Source organism: Pedobacter paludis (assembly GCF_003173575.1).
Taxonomy (GTDB): domain Bacteria; phylum Bacteroidota; class Bacteroidia; order Sphingobacteriales; family Sphingobacteriaceae; genus Pedobacter; species Pedobacter paludis.
Window position 1 is genome coordinate 16,723 of record NZ_QGNY01000002.1, and the last position, 19,860, is coordinate 36,582.

General features: G+C 38.1%; 15 protein-coding genes. 1 reads left to right on the top strand and 14 read right to left on the bottom strand.

Annotation, left to right across the window (positions count from 1 at the left end; translation table 11 throughout):
- Positions 1-17: 17 nt before the first annotated feature.
- The 11 genes from DF947_RS04550 to DF947_RS04600 form a co-directional block, all read right to left on the bottom strand.
- Positions 18-1,643: an NADP-dependent glyceraldehyde-3-phosphate dehydrogenase gene (locus tag DF947_RS04550; RefSeq protein WP_109928540.1), complete on the bottom strand. Its 1,626-nt coding sequence runs from the start codon at positions 1,641-1,643 to the stop codon at positions 18-20.
- Positions 1,644-1,838: 195 nt separating this feature from the next.
- Complete coding sequence (locus tag DF947_RS04555; protein ID WP_109928541.1) at positions 1,839-3,278, bottom strand: MFS transporter; 1,440 nt, start codon at positions 3,276-3,278, stop codon at positions 1,839-1,841.
- 21 nt (positions 3,279-3,299) lie between these two features.
- Positions 3,300-3,962 carry a bifunctional 4-hydroxy-2-oxoglutarate aldolase/2-dehydro-3-deoxy-phosphogluconate aldolase gene (locus DF947_RS04560; protein ID WP_205940740.1) on the bottom strand — a complete coding sequence of 221 codons (663 nt, stop codon included), beginning with the start codon at positions 3,960-3,962 and terminating at the stop codon, positions 3,300-3,302.
- Entirely contained in the window at positions 3,959-5,008 is a 1,050-nt protein-coding gene (locus DF947_RS04565) for a sugar kinase (RefSeq protein ID WP_109928542.1), read from the bottom strand. Before DF947_RS04565 ends, DF947_RS04560 begins: the two co-directional genes overlap by 4 nt.
- Before the next feature lie 113 nt (positions 5,009-5,121).
- Positions 5,122-6,522 (bottom strand): glucuronate isomerase, encoded by a 1,401-nt coding sequence (uxaC, locus tag DF947_RS04570; protein ID WP_109928543.1) that lies wholly within the window; start codon positions 6,520-6,522, stop codon positions 5,122-5,124.
- Between the two features lie 102 nt (positions 6,523-6,624).
- On the bottom strand, positions 6,625-8,271 hold the full coding sequence (locus DF947_RS04575) for a UxaA family hydrolase (RefSeq protein ID WP_109928544.1): 1,647 nt from the start codon (positions 8,269-8,271) through the stop codon (positions 6,625-6,627).
- A 1-nt stretch (position 8,272) separates the two neighbouring features.
- Complete coding sequence (locus DF947_RS04580; RefSeq protein WP_109928545.1) at positions 8,273-9,784, bottom strand: tagaturonate reductase; 1,512 nt, start codon at positions 9,782-9,784, stop codon at positions 8,273-8,275.
- Positions 9,785-9,830: 46 nt separating this feature from the next.
- Positions 9,831-10,865 (bottom strand): pectate lyase, encoded by a 1,035-nt coding sequence (gene pelA / locus DF947_RS04585; RefSeq protein ID WP_109928546.1) that lies wholly within the window; start codon positions 10,863-10,865, stop codon positions 9,831-9,833.
- A 245-nt stretch (positions 10,866-11,110) separates the two neighbouring features.
- The gene (locus DF947_RS04590; protein WP_109928547.1) at positions 11,111-13,042 is read right to left on the bottom strand and encodes a glycoside hydrolase family 88 protein; all 1,932 of its coding nucleotides are present in this window, start codon (positions 13,040-13,042) and stop codon (positions 11,111-11,113) included.
- 9 nt (positions 13,043-13,051) lie between these two features.
- Positions 13,052-14,719 carry a glycoside hydrolase family 28 protein gene (locus DF947_RS04595; RefSeq protein WP_109928548.1) on the bottom strand — a complete coding sequence of 556 codons (1,668 nt, stop codon included), beginning with the start codon at positions 14,717-14,719 and terminating at the stop codon, positions 13,052-13,054.
- A gap of 159 nt (positions 14,720-14,878) precedes the next feature.
- On the bottom strand, positions 14,879-15,835 hold the full coding sequence (locus tag DF947_RS04600) for a pectinesterase family protein (protein ID WP_109929176.1): 957 nt from the start codon (positions 15,833-15,835) through the stop codon (positions 14,879-14,881).
- A gap of 259 nt (positions 15,836-16,094) precedes the next feature.
- On the opposite strand from DF947_RS04600, the gene DF947_RS04605 reads away from it, so the two are divergent.
- Positions 16,095-17,729, top strand: a complete 1,635-nt coding sequence (locus tag DF947_RS04605) for a glycoside hydrolase family 43 protein (protein ID WP_109928549.1) — start codon at positions 16,095-16,097, stop codon at positions 17,727-17,729.
- Positions 17,730-17,933: 204 nt separating this feature from the next.
- Here DF947_RS04605 and DF947_RS04610 read toward each other — a convergent pair whose 3' ends face one another.
- From DF947_RS04610 to DF947_RS04620, 3 genes are all read right to left on the bottom strand, one after another.
- Positions 17,934-18,368, bottom strand: a complete 435-nt coding sequence (locus DF947_RS04610) for a carboxymuconolactone decarboxylase family protein (protein WP_109928550.1) — start codon at positions 18,366-18,368, stop codon at positions 17,934-17,936.
- Between the two features lie 88 nt (positions 18,369-18,456).
- Positions 18,457-19,026 (bottom strand): Crp/Fnr family transcriptional regulator, encoded by a 570-nt coding sequence (locus tag DF947_RS04615; protein ID WP_109928551.1) that lies wholly within the window; start codon positions 19,024-19,026, stop codon positions 18,457-18,459.
- 50 nt (positions 19,027-19,076) lie between these two features.
- Positions 19,077-19,859 (bottom strand): GLPGLI family protein, encoded by a 783-nt coding sequence (locus DF947_RS04620; RefSeq protein ID WP_109929177.1) that lies wholly within the window; start codon positions 19,857-19,859, stop codon positions 19,077-19,079.
- Between the last annotated feature and the right edge of the window lies 1 nt (position 19,860).

A 19,860-nucleotide genomic window follows, 5' to 3' on the forward strand; every position in this document is an offset into this window, starting at 1 on the left:
ACTTGTGAATTGAAATTTTAGAAAATGTATTTCGTACTTAAAAAGTTCGAATCGTTATCACTAACAATTTCATTTAATAATTTCTTATTGTTATCGGTTAGTTTCGTTGCAACCAAAGATCGGATGGAGAACGAGCGTAATGCATCAACAACAGAAAGCGTACCTTCAGCACTATCTTTACGGCCAGTAAAAGGAAACACATCTGGACCACGCTGGCATTGGCAGTTAATGTTAACCCGGCTTACCTGATTGACCAAAGGATCAATAAGTGAAGAAATTACAGCTGCATTATTACTGAAAATACTTACCTGCTGTCCGTGTGGCGAGCCGATTAGGTATTCAATAGGTTCTTCCAAATCATCAAAAGGTACAACTGGAATCACAGGTCCAAACTGCTCTTCGCGGTATAATTTCATGTTGCTGGTCACCGGATAAACAATAGCTGGATAAACAAAAGTTTCTAAAGTTTGTCCGCCGTTTTTGTTTACCACTTTTGCACCATGACTTGCAGCATCATCAATACACTCTTTTAAATATTCAGGTTTGTTAAGTTCTGGAAGTGGTGTTAAGTTTACACCTTTTTCCCAAGGCATTCCAAATTTTAATTTTTCAACTTCTGCAGATAAACGTTTTAAAAACTCCTGAGCCAAACTGCGGTGAACGTAAACGATTTTAATCGCAGTACAACGTTGCCCATTAAAAGAAAGGGATCCTAAAACCGTTTCAGAAACGGCTAAATCCAAATCAGCATCTTTGGTAATAATAGCCGCATTTTTAGCATCTAAACCTAAAATTGCCCTTAAGCGGTTGACCTTTGGGTGTAATTTTTTAAGCTCATTCGCAACCTTGCTCGATCCGATGAGTGTTAATACATTGATTTTTCCAGATTTCATTAATCCAGGGACAATCGTATTTCCACGGCCGTAAATGGTATTTACCACACCTTTCGGGAAACTAGAACGGAAAGCCTCAAGTAGTGGATAATGCAATAACGTTCCGTGTTTAGGTGGTTTGAATAAAAGCGTGTTGCCCATAATCAAGGCCGGAATCAATGTAGTGAAGGTTTCGTTTAAAGGATAATTAAACGGCCCCATGCAAAGTACAACTCCAAGTGGAGAACGACGAACCTGAGCCACAATTCCCTGCTCAATTTCGAAACGAGAAGATTGTCTATCGATATCCTTCAACGCATCAATCGTTGCATAAATATATTCAACCGTACGATCAAATTCCTTTACCGAATCGGCGTATGATTTGCCGATTTCCCACATAATTAATTTGGCAACAATTTCCTTTTGCTCAATCATTTTATGGGTGAAGTTTTCTACACAGGTAATGCGATCGGCAACACTCATAGTAGGCCATTGGCCACGGCCATTATCGTATGCCTCAACAGCTGCATCTAAGGCTTCTGTAGATTCCTTTTCGGTACAAACCGGAAAACTTCCAATCCGTTTTCGCACTAAGCCATTGGGCGTTTTAATGCATACTGGAGAAAAAACCTCGTTAAAAGGCCCATTCCAAGGTTTCATTTCTCCATTGGAAAGAAACTCTTTTTGATTGATTTCTTCTTTGAGCCTAAATTCATCTGGAATCTGGCTTTCTTCAACGAAAATACTTTCGAGGTTTAAAGTTGTGCTCAATTTTGGTTTGTTTGTTAGGGTTTAATTTAATTCTGTAAATCTATCGTCTTAGTATAGATTAATATCGTTTTCATTTTAGAAAGAGAAAATGAAGCGGTATCGCATATTAATTTTTATATGGATTTTTGTCTCATTGATCCTTCGACGAGCTCAGAATGACAATTTACATTTATGAAACAGCTTCGTTTTACTTATTTATTTTAGTTCAATAACCTTGTATTTTGGAACTAGGGTTTTCATTACCGTCCAGCCGATTAAATAGCAAACGGCACAAATAGAAAAGATAATGAAATAACCGGCCTCTTCACCTTTAAAACCCATAAATACGATTTTGTTTTTTCCTGTATAATCGAACAGTAAGCCTGATCCTTTATTAATGATAAAAGAGCCAAGACCGCCAGCCATACCTCCAATACCGGTAATGGTTGCAATTGCTTTTTTTGGAAACATATCGCCAACGGTTGAAAATATATTAGCCGACCAAGCTTGGTGTGCTGCACCTGCAATACCAATAATAATTATCGGAATCCAATAAGTAATATGCCCTAAGGGCTGAGCTGCTAATGCCAATAGAGGAAAGAATGCAAAAATTAGCATTGCTCTCATTCTGCCTTCATAAGGGTTCATTCCTTTTTTATCTACAAAATAAGTTGGCAACCAACCTCCAATAATAGAAAGCAAGGTAATCATATAAAGTACAAATAACGGCAATGCACTTTGGGTAGAATCCATTCCATAAACAGATTTTAGGTAAGCGGGCGTCCAAAATAGGAAGAACCACCATACGCCATCTGTCATAAATTTACCAAAGGCAAAAGCCCAGGTTTGCTTATATTTAAAGCAATCGATAAAGGAAACTTTTTCAGTGGTTTCTTCAACGTAGGTAGCCAATTTCCTATCATTAATTACATCTTGCTGAATGTAGGCTAACTCTTCAACACTAACCCTTTTATGCAATTCTGGTTTGTTGTACACAAAAACCCATAGTCCCATCCATACAAAACCTAGCGCACCGATAATGATGAAAGACATTTCCCATCCGTAAGCCTTTGCAATAAATGGAATGGTGATTGGTGCAGCAAGTGCCCCAACTGTAGCGCCTGCATTGAAAATACTGGTCGCAAACGCCCTATCCTTTTTGGGAAAATACTCTGCTGTGGCTTTAATCGCAGCAGGAAAGTTTCCGGCCTCACCAACGGCCAACACGAAACGAGCAAAAATAAACAAGGTGACACTTACAGAAACAACCATTCCGGTATCGTTAATACGGGCAATTATCTCCTTAGCACCTTCAAAGCCTACAAGCCAATTTCCACTGATTATACCAGCAGTTGCAATTCCACAAAAAGCATGTAAACATGCGCCAACTGACCAAACGCCAATGGCCCACAAAAAGCCTTTTTTAGTATCCAGTTTATCAACCAATCTACCCGCAAATAGCATAGAAACCGCATAGAAAATTGAAAACAGTGCGGTAATGTTTCCATAATCATTATTATCCCAATGAAATTCTGGTTTAATAAAATCTGTCCAAGTTAGCGAGAGTACCTGCCTATCTAAATAATTAATTGTGGTTGCAAGAAACAGCAGTAAACATATTGTCCATCTGTATCTGCTTGTTTTTGTTTGGTTCATTTGGTTAGGGTGTGTTTTGGTTTATTTACTCTGCTTAATTAAATCAAGCGCTAATTTTGTATTCTCAGCTAGCTCTTCGTAAAGACCTTTGCTCATAACATCTTTACTGATCAGTTTACTGCCCATGCCTACCGCACAAACACCTGCCTTAAACCATGTCTTCAAGTTATCGGCATCTATTTCTACTCCACCTGTTGGCATAAACAGTTGCCCGGCAAATAAATCTTTTATTGAGGAGATAAACTCAGGACCTAAAATATTTGCTGGAAAAATTTTAATCAGCATGGCCTTGTGTTCTTGCGCAACACTAATTTCTGTCGGCGTCATACATCCCGGAATCCAAAGCATGCCAATTTTGTTGGCGATTTCTGCAACGGCAGGATTTACTATTGGAGCTACGATAAAATCTGTTCCGGCATCAATAAAAGCATGTGCATCTGCAGGAGTTTTTATTGTGCCAATCCCCAAATACAGATCAGGCATTTCTGCATCGCGAATTTCCTTCAATTTTTTGAAGTTGGGCAAAGCCGATTTTCCACGATTGGTATATTCAAAAACCCGAACACCAGAATTGTACAAAGTGCGAAGAATTTCTACACTTCCAGCTTCGCTATCCTGATAAAAAAGGGGTAGCATGCCCTGCTCTAAAATGGCATCTAAAATTTTATGCTTGTTGCTGATCATCTTAATATTCTTTTTTCTATATCGGCCACGGTACTGGTTGTGGCATCGCTTGGAATGTACAATTTATCGTATGCTGCCGCAGTGGCAAAGTTTAGGGTTTCCTTAACTGATAATTGGTTGTAAAAACCGTAAATCAATCCCGCCATAAAGCAATCGCCACTTCCTACTTTATCTAAAATTTCTTCAGAAACATACTCTTCAGAAACGGTTAATTCATTATTGGCGAAAAGGGTTGTGTAATATTTAATTCCTTTTCCGTTATCAAATCGGAAGGTGTTTGCAACTGCCTTACACGCCGAAAACAAACTTAATATTTCTTTAGATGTATCTGTTGCTTGTTGGAGTAACGTTTCCTTTGCATAGCCTTCAGTAGGCATTAAATCTTGGTGAAGCGCTGTACCCAACATCTTGTTTGCCGCCCAAACATTGCCCATAATCAAGGTACAATATTTCGCCAGCTCTGGTAAGATATTAATGGGTTCTTTACCATATTTCCAAAGTTTAGCCCGGTAGTTTAAATCTAAGGAAATGGTGATGTTTTTTGAGCTTGCAACCTTCAAGGCTTCCAAACAAACATCGGCAATTGCCTGATTTATAGCCGGGCAAATTGCGCTGAAATGAAACCAGGTTACACCCTCAAAAACTTCATCCCAGTTAATTTGACCAACTTGTAATTTTGCATAGGCAGAATCTGCACGATCGTAAATTACACCTGCATTTTTTAAATCTTTTCCCTTGGGTAAGTAATATAATCCTAAACGCTCGCCGTGGTAAACCATAGGCGAGGTATCTATATTTTTGCTATTGAGGTATTCTACAATTTCTTCAGTTACCGAATTTTTTGGCACAGCCGATAGGTAAGCAGAAGGCACATTCCAAAGGGCTAATGCAGTTGCTACATTAAGCTCTGCACCGCCAACGTAAAAAGGTAATTTATTTTCTTTTAACCATTGGCCATCCATATCGGGGCAAATGCGTAAAAGTATTTCGCCAAAGCTTAAAACTTTTTCTCCTTTTTTTGATGAAGCTAATATTTGGTCGCTCATTTTTGTGTTTAATCGGCGTATTTCATGCTGTTTTCTTCAACGGTATGAAAAGAAAGGAAAACGATTGAAATGATTTGATTCAAACGAATTCAACTCAAAAAGCCTGATTTTGGTTAAAATTTAAAGTAATTTTTTGCGTTAAAATACGAAATATCCTGCACAATTTTGCCAACCCACTCTAAGTCGTTTGGCAATTCTCCGTTCTCAATATCCTCTCCAAACAGATTACATACAATCCTTCTAAAGTATTCGTGACGAGGAAATGAAAGAAAACTGCGAGAATCTGTAAGCATTCCTACCATGCGGCTTAAAAGTCCCATATTCGAAAGTGCATTAAGTTGTTTGATCATGCCGTCTTTCTGATCTAAAAACCACCAAGCTGAGCCAAACTGAATTTTGCCCGCGATTGATCCATCATTGAAATTCCCAATCATTGTTGCAATTAGTTCGTTATCTGCCGGATTAAGGTTATAGATAATCGTTTTCGCCAATTTATCCTGCGTATCTAAACGGTTTAAAAATTTAGAGAGCATTCTCGCCTGACTAAAATCTCCGATAGAATCCCAGCCTGTATCTGGCCCCAGTTTACTTAACATCCTTGCATTATTGTTGCGCAAAGCACCTAAGTGATATTGTTGAACCCATCCTTTTTCATGATCCCACTCTGCAAAATAAACCAGCATTGCCGATTTAAATTTTAAGTTTTCCTGATAGCTGATTTCTTGTCTGCCACGAACTTTATCAAAAATTGACGCGATTTCAGCTTCGGTATAATCTTCAGCGTAAATCTGCTCCAAACCATGATCTGAAACTGAACAGCCATTATCTGCAAAGTAATCGTGGCGACTTTTTAAAGCATCAATATAATCCTGAAAACTGCTGATGGTTTTATTTACCACCGACTCCAATTTATCGATATATTCATTTAAGCCCTCAACATCATCACTATTCATAGCCTTATCAGGACGGAAAGCTGGCAACATTTTTAGGTTTGCACCTTCTCTAGCCAATTGCTGATGGAAGTTTAAGCTATCCAAAGGATCATCAGTAGTACAAACAGCTTCAACATTCATTTTCGCTAATAAACCACGAACAGAATATTCTGGTGTTTGCAATTTGGCAGAACAATCATCGTAAATTTTTTGGGCTGTTTTGCCAGAAAGCAAATCAGTAATTCCAAAATAACGTTGCAGTTCTAAATGAGTCCAATGGTATAAAGGGTTACGCAGGGTATACGGAACAGTTTCAGCCCATTTTTCAAATTTTTCATAATCAGATCCAACACCAGTGATGTATTTTTCATCAACCCCGTTGGCCCGCATGGCTCTCCATTTGTAATGGTCGCCCGCTAGCCAAACCTGACTGATGTTTGCGAACTGTGTATTGTTTGCAATCTGTTCTGGAATTAAGTGATTATGGTAATCTATAATCGGCAATGATTTTGCAAAGTTGTGGTAAAGCTTTTCGGCTGTTTTACTCTGCAAAAGAAAATTTTCGTCTAAAAAAGATTTCATTTGATTAGATATGAGATGTAGATTTGACGTGTTATTGTCAAAATCTATTTATATTTTATAATTTATAGGAATCAACTATATGTTCAATTTTGTTTTTAATGGCTACAAGCTTACGCCACGTTTCCACGGAATAAAGTCATCTTGATTAAGCAACACAGCCTTCGGGATAACTTCGCCACTGGCGGCCTTAATACAATATTCCAAAATGTCTTCTCCCATTTCTTCGATGGTTTTTTCGCCCTCTATTACTGGTCCACAGTTTATATCGATAATATCGCCCATGCGTTTGGTGAGCGCATTATTTGTAGAAACTTTAATGGTTGGACAAACCGGATTTCCGGTTGGCGTGCCTAAGCCAGTTGTGAACAAAATTAGGGTTGCACCAGAAGCGGCCTTCCCAGTTGTTGCTTCCACATCGTTTCCAGGGGTACAAACTAAATTTAAGCCTGCCTTTGTTACAGGTTCGGTATAATCCAGAACATCTTCTACTGGCGATGTTCCGCCTTTTTTAGCTGCTCCTGTACTTTTAATGGCGTCGGTAATTAACCCATCTTTTATATTTCCAGGGGATGGATTCATGAAAAATCCTGAGCCTACATTTTCTGCAGATTGATTATAGGCTGTCATTAACTGAATGAACTTACGAGCTGCAGTTTCATCTTTTGTACGATCTATCAATTGTTGCTCGGCACCACAAAGCTCGGGGAATTCGGCCAATAAAACTGTTCCGCCCAATGCCACCAATAAATCTGAAGTATAACCAACCGAAGGGTTTGCGCTAATGCCACTAAAACCATCGCTACCACCACATTTCACACCCAAAACAAGTTTACTGATTGGTGCTGGCTTGCGTTCAATTTTGTTAATTTCGGTTAAGCCGATAAAGGTTTTTCTAATTGCTTCTTTAACCAATTGTTCTTCGCTTTGCGATTGCTGTTGCTCGAAAACAAATAAAGGTTTATCAAAATTCGGACTGCGGTGCTTTAAATCATCCATAAAATCCTGAACCTGTAAGTTTTGGCAACCTAAGCTTAAAACGGTTACACCAGCTACGTTAGGATGATCTGCATAAGCGGCTAAAAGCTTACTTAAAACCGCAGCATCCTGGCGGGTACCACCACAACCACCCTGATGGTTTAAAAACTTAATTCCATCAACATTTTTAAAAACACGATTAGCAACTGGATTGGCTAATCCGATAGAACTTGGATCGGCTTCTTCTAAAATTTCGCCATTCTTATAGGCTTCTACCAAATGGTGTGCGTATGATTTATATTTATCGGTTACGGCATAACCCAGTTCGTTGTGTAAAGCTTCTCGGATGACATCTAAATTTCTATTCTCACAGAAAACAGTGGGAATAAACAACCAATAATTAGCTGTTCCAACTCTACCATCGCTGCGGATGTAACCATTAAAAGTTCTGCCTTCAAATTTTGAAACATCCGGCGCATGCCATTCGTAATGATAGGGTCTAAACTCATAAGGATCTGATGCATGCTTGGTGTTTTCAGTATCCATCAATCCGCCTTTGGGAATGAAGTGCTGTGCTTTTCCAACCAAAACACCGTACATCATAATTGGATCTCCAACGTTCATATCCTGCATAAAAAACTTATGCTTCGCATTGATATCATCCGTTAAAATATACTCGTGTCCATCGTGAATAACGGTTTCGCCCTTAGCCAAATTTTGCAAGGCAACCAACACATTATCATTGGGATGGATTTTTAAAATTCTAGTAACCATTTTAAATTGTTCTTTCTGAATGCAAGTTACTTAAAGTTTCCTTTGCACCTTTATTCTGTATTAATTCTACATATGATTTTACAGCGGCTGTAAAACCTGGATAATTATTTAAATTTTTATCCCATAAGCGTCTGTCGCCTAAAGTATTTTCGACAACTGTTTCTGGGCATTTCCAATAGTTGAATAAGATTTCGGCAAATTCATCCTGGATTGGATAGGTTTTTCCGTTTACACTTGCGGTATAAATTTCTCCATCTTTACTCACATTCATGAAAACGATGTAAGCCGCGAAACCGAAGGCTGTAAGTTGGGGAACTTCGTTATTTAAAGCATAATATTTTCTAATTAAAGGAATATTGCGCATTTGCATTTTAGAGGTGTAATTTAAGGTTATGGCTTGCCATTGGTGTTCTAAAAATGGGTTGCTGAAACGATCAATTACACTTTTGGCAAAATTTACGGCTTCATCGTAAGTAATGTCTTCGTTCTCTACAGCTGGTGCAATCTCATCTTTCATTAATTTTAGTACATGATCAGAAAATTCTTCATCAGCCATAGCTTCCTTAACCGTATTAAAACCGGCTAAAATTGCTAACCCGCAACTGATGGTATGTGTACCATTCAGTAAGCGCAATTTTAACTCTTTAAATTTATCGATTGATGGAACAATAAAAATTCCCTTATCTGCCTTGGCAAATGATAGTATTTCTTTAACTCTTTCATTTGATGACTCGATTGCCCAAAGTCTGAAAGGTTCTGCCATAATCATCAAATCATCGCTATAACCCAGTTCTGTTTCAATTTCTTTTTGTTCCGCTTCAGGTAATTTGCCTGGAACGATTCTATCTACCAAGGTTTTGCAGAAATGATTAGCGGTTTTTAGCCACTGCTGAAAATCCCAGCTCAGTTTATTCTGAATGGCCAAATCCATTAGGATTTGTTTAAGTTTATCGGCATTGTCGCTGATTAATTCTGTTGGCACGATTACCATTCCGCTCTCTGCAGAACCGTTAAATGCGGTATATCTTTCGTGTAAAAAGGCAAGTAATTTACCAGGGTATGATTGTGGTGGCTGATCGGTAATCAGATCTTCGCTTTTAACGATCCCAACTTCTGTGGTGTTAGAAATAACAATCTGCATTTCTGGTTGATGTGCAGCTTTTAAAATCTCTGCCCAATCTTTGGATGCAGCCAAAACCCTGCTGATTGAGGAATTGATCATATTCTCTTCGACATTTACACCGTCTTCAATTCCCTTTACGCAAAGCGTATAGAGATTATCCTGTTTAGAAAAAGCATCAGCACCACCTTTTGAAGTTGATTTAACAACTAAAATGCGCCCATTAAAAATACCATTCTGATTAGCCTTATCAATAAAATAATCTGGCAAACCACGTAGTAAAACGCCAGTTCCAAATTGGATTACTCTTTCTGGCAATTCAAGAATTTCTGCGGTTGGTTTAGTAACCTTTTCCCCGTTAATGTTTTTTAAATTTTCTTTGCTTAAAATCATTTCCTTGCTTTTTTCTGTTCTTGCTGATGCAATTACGCGTTATACCTTATTTTGATCCGTTAGCGGTTAACCACTTTGGATATTCTTTTTCTATTAATTTTTGTGCCCAGTTACCATACCAAGCATAGCCATTTCTACGCTCGGGAGCTAAATCTTCCATTCTTAATTTTATTGAGTTGTCCCGATCTCCAAAAATCGGAGTATTCTTATCCAAATCATAAAAACGGGCCCAAACGGTAGAAGTGTTATCGGCAACCAATGCCGCAGTTTTTACCTTCGTTTGTGGATCAGTCGCCCGATCAAAGCGATACCCAACAATTTTATTTGCATCGAACCATTTTACGGCAGCGCTTATAGCTGTTTTTATCTGAGGTGACGGATTACTTATCCGCATTAAAAAACGAACGATTCCAACCGATTCGCTTGTGCTTAATGATGTAGGCTCAAAGTTTCTGGCTTTAGCTGGCAACATCAAGTCTTTATCGTATTGAGCGGCCCAAATGGTTAAATTTCCATTCTGTTTTACCTGTGTTTTTAAAATGCAATCTATCCCTCTTGCAATGGCTTTTTCTGCCTTTTTAATGTATGCTGGATCAACAACTTCGAAGTCGTTTTTCTTAGTAGCGATGTCTTGCAGGATATTTAAAACGTTGATCATTGCATCGTCGTTATACGTAATTTCCGAGCGGTACAAGGCTTTATCTGGATAATACTGAGGCCAGCCTCCATTAGCATACTGTGCCATCAAAATATAATCAAGCCCCTTTTGTGCTGCTTTTAAATAAGCCTGGTTTTGAGTTTTTTTAAAGGCCTTAATTAGATAAACTACCTCTCTGCTGGTTGCCTTATTATCAAAAGTGGCGTGTAAATCTCTTGTCGATTTTATTTTCCCCAACAACTCTGGAGTTAAAGGAAGGGCATAATCTACAACACTTTTATCTTCCAGTTGCTTTGGCCAACCACCATTACCCAACTGATAAACCAACATTTTATCTGCGGTAGAATCTGTAGGCAACTGAGCATAACAAGATGCAAGCAAGACGCTGCAAACTAGGGTTAAAAGTATTTTAATTTTCATCATATTTATTCTTTTTTGTTAAGGAGACACGACTATGATTCGTACCTAGTGCCTATTTAATTTTTAATTATGTAAACCTTTCATTTTCGTTTCGTGAAGACACGAACCGAGGTGAGGTTAGTAAAATTCGACTCGCCCGAATAGCCATGGTTCGTGTCCTCACGGACCACTTAACTTTTTCTCTTCTCGATGACAAAACCTTTAAACCCTTCTTATCTGTTTTTATCCTGTCCATCTGTGGTTAATTCCTATTTCTTAGACGGAACTTGCTTAATCAACCAGTTTACCAAATCATTAGTCGATTTAAAATTTTCGAATTCTGCTGGCAATTTTCTTCCATCGATATACTCATTATAAAACCAAGGATCGCCAACTGCAAACACAGTGCCTTTACCATACTTTGCTGTCGCGATAATTACATCTCCTTTATCGGTTAAAGCAGAAACTGCTGGAGTTTTTGCAACGATTGTAGAAATCTCTTTGATGTACACTTTCTTTGCGGTTTTAAAAATCGAGTTTCCTGCAGGAATATTTATTGCACCCTGTTCAAAATTTAAACCCTGAACCTTGTTGCGGCTATCTTCATTAAAATGGATTCCAAAAGTTTCCGGAAGCACATTGAATTTAGTGATTTCACAATTGCCAACGTCGTTTAGCAACAGCACTAAAACGCCGCCTGCTTTTACCCAATCGCTAATCTGCTTGGCATGTTGAGCGTTCATGTAATTTGGGTTAGCTGTTTCTTTTTCCGTATCGGGATCAACGATAATGTAAATGTTGCTGCCTTTCAAATTAGCCAAAGTTGGCGCAGCAGAAAGTGTCGAGATTTTAGCTCCAGCGTTATTAAACACGCTTCCAAATAAAGAAAAACCATTGTTATCATCTTCATCCCACAGGTAATGGAAAGGGATTTTTACGCCAGCTGGCCCATCTTTATATTCATTATTAAAGAAATTATCAACGGTTACGGTTAATCCTTTTCCTGGTTTTGGCAAAGCAGCGATTTCCATTTCAGCAGCTGCACAAATAAATGCGCCCATACCTTTCGGATCGTTGGTAATTACTTTTTCGCTGATGTAATATTCAAAACTTCCATCGCGATATTTTGGCTTTCCACCCAAACCTGAAACGGAAACTGTTTTATTTAAGTTTATGCGTTCTGCGCCCGCTGAGGAGACAAATTCTTTCTTTAAACCAGCATAGCCTTTGTTTGCAGCCATCATAAAAGTTTGTGGTAAATAACCCTTGCGAACGCCTTTTGCCAAACCATAAACAAACATGCTCGATGCAGAAGATTCAAGGTAGTTTCCTTTTTTTATTGGCAGATCCATAATATCAAACCATACTCCAGATTTTGCATCCTGATACTTTACGGTTGCGGTTGCCGTGCGATTTAAAATGGCGATTAATTCTGCTCTTTTGGGGTGATTTTTAGGAAAATTGTCCAACACATCCACCAAAGCCATCATATACCAGCCCATTGCCCTAGCCCAAAAATTTGGTGATGTACCCGTAGTTTTGTTTGCCCATTGCTCTGTTCTGCTTTCATCATAACCATGATAAAGCAAACCTGTTTTTGCATCTCGGGCATATTTTTCCATTAAAATAAACTGCTTTGCAACATCATCGAATGCGGCATCCTTATTCATCAACGCGGCGTATTCTGCATAAAAAGGTTCGCCCATATATAATCCATCCAACCACATTTGGTTAGGATAAATCTTTTTGTGCCAAAATCCACCTTCTTTTGTCCGTGGTTGTTTCTGCAACTGATCGTATAATTGTGTGGCTGCCGTTAAATATTTCTGCTGACCGGTAACTTTGTACAAAAGCAAAAGTGCACGACCGTTTTTTACATTATCTATATTAAAATCTTCGCCTTTATAAGTTCTAATGTTTCCGGCCTTATCTATATAAGCATCCATTGAACTTTGGATGTATTTAAAATAATCACCATTGCCCGTATTGCGCCACACCATAGCCGCACCTTCCAAAACAACGCCCATATCATAACTCCACTTCGGGCCTTTGGCATCTTTCAAAACCGTAGAATCCTGAAACAAGGTTTCCATCGCAGTAAGCGTTAACTGTTCAGACAGTTTTTTTTGCGCAAATCCGTACTGTGATAAAAGCGTTAAGCTTACTAAAACAGATAAGGTATATAGAATTGGTTTTCTCATTTTTCTCAATTATTTTGAAATCTCAAGTGCCGATTTATTTACTTCATCACCAAAGGTTGATGTCTTTTTCGCTTTCGAAACATCTGTTCCGCTAACTTTCACACCTTTAGATTTTTCGCCTGTGATGCTGAACAAAAGATCACTCCCATTTTTATACTGCAATCCGTTAATATTGATGTTGTTGCTATTTTGAACCTGAACAATTGGATTTGTATCCTCAGTAATAACGTTTACATTCTTTAAGAAAATACCTGAAGCTTCGATTATTTCAATCCCTTTTTTAGATTGAATGGTTACGTTTTCCAAATGCACATCTTTAATGTTCATTTCTGGTAAACCTCTAAAAAAGATGGCTTTTTCTGCTCCATTTGCAACAATATCCTTAATGAAAAAATTCTTAAACTGAGGTGTTGCATCGGTAACCGGAACCACAACAGTTTTAATTGCTTCGCGTTTTTCGCCTGCTAAAGGAACAGGATCTACCGCCGCGTAATACATATCAAACAAAATGGCTTCACCTGGAATATCAATCATATTGATTCGGTTGATGTAAATATTTTCTACAATTCCGCCTCTTCCGCGAGTGGTTTTAAAACGCAAACCGATATCCGTTCCGATGAAAGAACAATCGTAAACCCAAATATTTTTGGCGCCACCGCTCATTTCACTTCCGATTACAAAACCACCATGAGCATGATAAACAACGTTATTTCTGATGATTACATTTTCGGTCGGAACACCGCGTTTACGGCCAGCCTCATCTCTACCAGATTTAATACAAATTCCATCATCACCAACATCGAAAGTACTGCCTTCTATTAAAACATTCTTGCAGGATTCTACATCTACTCCATCGCCATTTTGTGCGTACCAAGGATTTTTAACCTGCAGATTTCTAAGTGTTAAATCTTGGCAAAGCAATGGATGCAAGTTCCACGCTGGCGAGTTTTGAAAGGTAACGCCTTCTAAAAGAATTTTTTTACAGTTAGTTAAAACGACTAAGTTCGGGCGTAAAAAATCCTTAATGTCTTGGTAATCTGCAGCCGTTTTGCCAGCTTCCAATACGCCTGCATTTTTTGTTTTAGAACCTTTAACCACCTTTTCTGATGGATACCAGGTTTTACCATCTTCGCTAACTGAACCGCCGGATGTTGTCAATTTCTTCCATTGAGATTCTGTTAATTTATCCTTCTTAACCATTCTCCACGATCCGCCGTTACCATCTATAATTCCTGATCCTGTAATGGCTATGTTTTCTAGATTGGTTCCAGAAATTGGACTTTGGTTGCGCCAAGCTGGCTGTCCTTCCCAATTTCCCTCCACCAATTTATATTGATTAAAATCATCTGTAAACAACAAAATGGCGTCTCGTTTTAAATGAAGATTTACATTGCTTTTCAGTTCGATTGGTCCTGTTAGCCATAAGCCCGAAGGGATTAATACTACGCCACCACCTTTTTGACTTGAAGTTGCAATTGCCCGATTTATGCTTTGCGTGTTTAGTGAAATGCCATCGCCTTTGGCACCAAAACTTACTATGCTTGTGGTATCTTTTTTAAATTTAACCTGCTGAATAACGGGTAAGACCTGGCTTTGTGCCACAGCCGAACTTGCAGATAGAATGATGCAAGCTAAAACCGCTTTTAAACGGGATAAATTACCTGAAAAATATTTCATTAGTTGTGCTGTTAAATTATACTTGGTTATTCGTATAACAAGTGTACGTTGTTTGAGGCTAAAACAGAAGAGAAATCTATGCAAACGTTGCCGGAAAACCAACTAAAAAAGCCCCCATAAACAGGCGCTTACATATTGATTATCAAAACGTTAAATCGATTATTTAGCCTCCGGATTCCATCCACGGAAAACGTTTTCCAAAATATAGGTTTTGTACTCTTCATCGGTTAATTGATGCGACCAATTGGCTCTTTTGTCTGGTTGGGCACCTTTGCCAGTACTTTTATACTCTGCATAATAAGCCGTTTTCTCGTTGCTTTCTTTTCCCCAATTGTTCCAGCCTTCTGGTCGGATAAACTCTGGCAGTTCGCAATTTAGATAAGCCACTTTAGCATAAGGTCGCCATGGCCTGCCTAAATAAAAACCATTAACAGGAGCATCGCCCTTTATTCTGCATTTGTTTAGCACATAACCAAATTTTGTGGTATCAGCTGTTGATGCCGCGGTAATGTAGCCAGCTTTTTTGCAGAAAATGGTACAAGCCTCAAACCAGGCTGTAGACGCACCGAATATAAAATCGACTGTTCCTTCGATATAGCAGTTTTTATAATACTGGCGATTGTTGCCCCCGTAGGTGTAAAGTGTATCCTGAAAACCTAAAAACCTGCAATTATTAAAAATCAGTTTATCGCCACCTGCCCAAACCGCTACTGCTTGCCCCACCGGACCAGATGAATTTTCGAAAGTGATGTTTTCGGCAGAAAAACCTTCACCATAAATATAAAAGCTAGATGAACCTGATGTTCCTTTTTCTTCGCCAAAAGTGTTTTTCTTTTGAGCAAAATCATCATAGGTTAAAATGGTTTTGTCTCTATCCTCGCCAATAAATCTGACATTCTTTTTTGATGCCGCCAAAATCAGCTTTTCTTTATACGTGCCCTTTTTAATAAAAATAATGGTGGTTTTATTTCTAAAATCGGGCACGGCATTGATGGCTTCCTGGACGGTTTTGAAATTCCCGCTTCCATCAAGAGCAACTACAAAATCTGGTTTAACATCAATCGCATTTGCAGATAGGCAAGTGGCAAGCAAAAACAATAAGAAGAATGATTTCATCTGAAGGATTTGGTTAGCTATAAAATTAAAATAGGCCACGTAAAGCCAAAAACCTAAAACGCAGCCATATTCTAATAAATATATGATGAACAATTTTAAATAATAAATATTAACCAAAAGAATATTTAAGCGGATTAAACGTCGCAAACGATAACGGGAACGATTGCATAAATTAGGGTTGGATAAAATCAAAAATTGGCTTAACCTTGTTTACACCAGATATAATGACTTAGATTGATTCAAGCTTGTCTACAAAGAAATGAGATACCTAATCATCACCCTTTTTATTTTTTCAATTGGTTTGTCCGTTTCAGCCCAACAATTGCCCACAGCCACATACGTTTCTAAAGTTTGGGTTTCCGATCAAGGCAATGGAACCTATAAAAATCCAATTATAAATGCTGATTATTCGGATCCGGATGCCATTCGGGTTGGTGATGACTTTTATATGATTGCTTCGAGTTTTGATGCCATTCCAGGCTTGCCCATCCTGCAATCGAAAGATTTAGTGAATTGGAAGATTATTGGTCATGCCTTAAAACGCCAGCCTCCACTTTATCATTTTGAAAAAACACAACATGGTAACGGTGTTTGGGCGCCATCAATTCGATATAGAAATGGTGAGTTTTATATCTACTATCCAGATCCCGATTTTGGTATTTATTTAACCAAGGCAAAAACGATTACCGGCGATTGGTCTGCACCCGAATTAGTAGTTTCGGGAAAAGGCCTTATTGATCCCTGTCCGTTTTGGGATGATGACAATAAAGCTTACCTGGCTTATGCTTACGCAGGAAGTAGAGCCGGCATTAAAAGTGTTTTGGCTGTGATGCCTTTAAATTCAGAAGGAACAAAAGCAACTGGGATAGGTACAATTGTTTACGACGGGCACGAACTCGATCCAACGATTGAAGGCCCCAAATTTTACAAACGCAATGGTTATTATTATTTATTTGCCCCTGCCGGAGGCGTGTCTACAGGTTGGCAACTGGTTTTGCGGAGCAAAAATATATATGGCCCTTACGAACGCAAGGTTGTGATGGAACAAGGCAAATCAAATGTAAACGGACCGCACCAAGGGGCTTGGGTAAATACACAGACAGGTGAAGACTGGTTTTTGCATTTTCAGGATAAGGATGCTTACGGGCGAGTGGTGCATTTGCAACCTATGAAATGGATTAACAATTGGCCGGTTATTGGTATTGATAAAGATAATGATGGAAAGGGCGAGCCAATTTCGGTTTTTAAAAAACCCAATGTTGTCAGAATCTATGCTATAGGAACTCCAATTGAGACAGATGAATTTAATGCGCAAAAATTGGGTTTACAATGGCAGTGGCAGGCAAACCCGCAAGCTACGTGGCTATTTACCGATGCCGTAAATGGTAAGCTTAAACTCTACACAGCTAAAATACCAGATGAAGCAAAAAACCTTTGGGATGTTCCAAATTTATTGATGCAGAAATTTCCGGCTGAGGAATTTATGGTGACTACCAAAGTTAATTTTAAACCCAATCTTAAGTTAGAAAACGAAAAAACAGGATTGGTAATAATGGGAAGAAGCTATGCCAATATCAGCATCAAAAGCAAAAAAGATGGACTTTATTTAGTTTTCGGAATTTGCCAAAATGCAGATAAGGGGAAAGCAGAGAATGAAAAGGAAATTCTGAAACTAAAATCTGGTATGGTTTATCTAAGAGTTAACGTTTCCTCAGGGGCAAAATGCCAATTTAGTTACAGTGAAGATGGAGTTACATATATCAATGTAGGCGATGAATTTCAGGCAACTGCCGGACAATGGATTGGCGCCAAAGTTGGTTTATTTGCCATTAGAGATACGCAGATTAATGATTCGGGTGTTGCAGAATACGATTGGTTTAGAATAGAAAAATAAATTTCGCCAGATTAAAACCAGAAATAACCTGACGAAATTTTTACTGCAGTTCAGAATATCCTCATTTCGAGGCACGAAGTAATCCCTAATATCGAAAAATCATGTTAATAAGGATTGCTTCGTCGTTCCTCCTCGCAATGACGAGATGGCTAATCCACAACCCTAAAAGTGCATTTATATAATAATCCGATGCAAACAACCTAACTAGCCAACCATTGTTTTTGAAGAAATTGCAATTCTATTCCATGCATTTATAGTTACTATTGCCATAATAATCTGTGCTACATAATGTTCGTCAAAAAGCTTTGAAACTCTTTGATAGGTGGCATCAAAAACATGGTTTGCAATTAGTGTAACTTCTTCTGTTAAAGCTAAAATGGCCTGCTCTTCTTCAGTAAATAAAGTAGTTTCTCTCCAGGCACTCAATAAATAAAGGCGTTGCTCTGTTTCGCCCATTTTGCGTGCATCGATGGTGTGCATATTGATACAAAAAGCACATCCATTAATCTGTGAAGCACGAAGTTTAATCAGTTCTTTGTGTACCGGATTCAATAGTCCGCCTGCCAAATATTTTTCTAACGCATACATAGCTTGATATGCTGCAGGTTCTACTTTCTGAATGTCGATTCTATTTTTCATTGTTTTTTATTTTTTAATACGATGTAAAGTTCCGCATCAAAAGCCTTAAAAAACTTAATGTAGTTTAAGAAATTAACTTCCCCGAAAATTATTTTTTAGCTCTTATTTTACTTAAAAACTCTGGTGTAAAACCTAGATATGATGCCAGCATATATTGTGGTATTCGTTGCACAAATCCCGGAAATAAACCGTTAAAGTGGTGATACCTTTCTTCTGCAGTAAAGCTGTATAAAAACATAATTCTCCGTTGCGAAGCCTGATGGTTTTTTTGCAAAATCAACCTAAAGTATCTTTCAATTTTGGGCAGCTTATCAAACATTTCCTCGTAATGATGCTGCTCTATGGCAATTACTTCTGTGTTTTCTGCCGCCTGGATATAAAATTCGGAGGGTTTTTGAAAAATGAAGCTGGTAAGATCGGTAATCCACCAATTTTCAATGGCAAATTGTGTGGTTTGCTCAGCGCCTTTGATATCAATAAAATATAACCTCAAACACCCTTTTACAACAAAGTAATTTGCCTTGCAAATTTGCCCTTGCTCTAATAAAAATGCTTTCTTCTTAAATGAAAAAGATTTGAGCAGCGATGCAAGAATTTCCTTTTCATCAGTACTCAAATCTATAAATCTATTAATATGGCTATAAAGTGCGCTGTACATGTCAATCCTTTATTTATGCTAAATTAAAGAAAGAAATGCAGAAGTTAGGGTTAGAGCGAAAAAGCCTTAAACATGGGCTGGGCATATTCACCCCAATCGCCCATAGCACCAATTAATACTTTATTCAGGCCTTTATTATCGATTGGTTTTCCTTTTGTAGGTGGTAATAAATCTTTTTCGGGAACAGCCATTTCAGTTACCTTCGTTGCAAACCAGGTTATATTTTCGTGTGGCATGGCTAAGCCCAAAATCATACCTGGCAAACCTATAAATGATTCTGGTCCGCCAGAAACTGCAATTTCATTGGTATAATAAGCCACAACATATATAGAATCCATAACAAGTGCATTGGCTCTTCTACATTCGTAACCAGCAATTTCTCTGGTTTCATCCGTAATTTTCCAGTTAATTTTCCGAACACTGTCCTTAACCAAATAGGTAGCTTCGTAAATATTTTTTTGTGTGATGCTGCTCTGGGTATCGAAATTGGTGGCAATTGTATTCTTTAAATCTGCAAGTGGGTCTCTGCTAATCCAATTGTTGTTTACCGGATCTGTATTTTCTACCCATTTGTACATGCTTTTATCTTTGTTAAAACTTAATGTGCTTTTATCCGCCTTAAACTGTGGATTATTCTTCTTATACTGATCAAATGCCTGTGTATACCAAGTTTCATTATCCTTATTAATTTTCTTTTTAATGATGGTATACATGTTCGATCTTTTTTCAAATTCGATTACCCCGTTCTGCACAAAGTGAACATTTTGTGCGTAAAGATTGGTGCTGATGAAAGTAACAGCAAATAAGATGATATATTTTAACGTCGTTTTCATA

Excerpts from the sequence above, each read along its gene's own strand:
- DF947_RS04555 (WP_109928541.1), bottom strand. The coding sequence starts at position 3,278 with ATGAACCAAACAAAAACAAGCAGATACAGATGGACAATATGTTTACTG.
- DF947_RS04560 (WP_205940740.1), bottom strand. The coding sequence starts at position 3,962 with ATGATCAGCAACAAGCATAAAATTTTAGATGCCATTTTAGAGCAGGGC.
- DF947_RS04565 (WP_109928542.1), bottom strand. The coding sequence starts at position 5,008 with ATGAGCGACCAAATATTAGCTTCATCAAAAAAAGGAGAAAAAGTTTTA.
- uxaC (WP_109928543.1), bottom strand. The coding sequence starts at position 6,522 with ATGAAATCTTTTTTAGACGAAAATTTTCTTTTGCAGAGTAAAACAGCC.
- DF947_RS04575 (WP_109928544.1), bottom strand. The coding sequence starts at position 8,271 with ATGGTTACTAGAATTTTAAAAATCCATCCCAATGATAATGTGTTGGTT.
- DF947_RS04580 (WP_109928545.1), bottom strand. The coding sequence starts at position 9,784 with ATGATTTTAAGCAAAGAAAATTTAAAAAACATTAACGGGGAAAAGGTT.
- pelA (WP_109928546.1), bottom strand. The coding sequence starts at position 10,865 with ATGATGAAAATTAAAATACTTTTAACCCTAGTTTGCAGCGTCTTGCTT.
- DF947_RS04590 (WP_109928547.1), bottom strand. The coding sequence starts at position 13,042 with ATGAGAAAACCAATTCTATATACCTTATCTGTTTTAGTAAGCTTAACG.
- DF947_RS04595 (WP_109928548.1), bottom strand. The coding sequence starts at position 14,719 with ATGAAATATTTTTCAGGTAATTTATCCCGTTTAAAAGCGGTTTTAGCT.
- DF947_RS04600 (WP_109929176.1), bottom strand. The coding sequence starts at position 15,835 with ATGAAATCATTCTTCTTATTGTTTTTGCTTGCCACTTGCCTATCTGCA.
- DF947_RS04605 (WP_109928549.1), top strand. The coding sequence starts at position 16,095 with ATGAGATACCTAATCATCACCCTTTTTATTTTTTCAATTGGTTTGTCC.
- DF947_RS04610 (WP_109928550.1), bottom strand. The coding sequence starts at position 18,368 with ATGAAAAATAGAATCGACATTCAGAAAGTAGAACCTGCAGCATATCAA.
- DF947_RS04615 (WP_109928551.1), bottom strand. The coding sequence starts at position 19,026 with ATGTACAGCGCACTTTATAGCCATATTAATAGATTTATAGATTTGAGT.
- DF947_RS04620 (WP_109929177.1), bottom strand. The coding sequence starts at position 19,859 with ATGAAAACGACGTTAAAATATATCATCTTATTTGCTGTTACTTTCATC.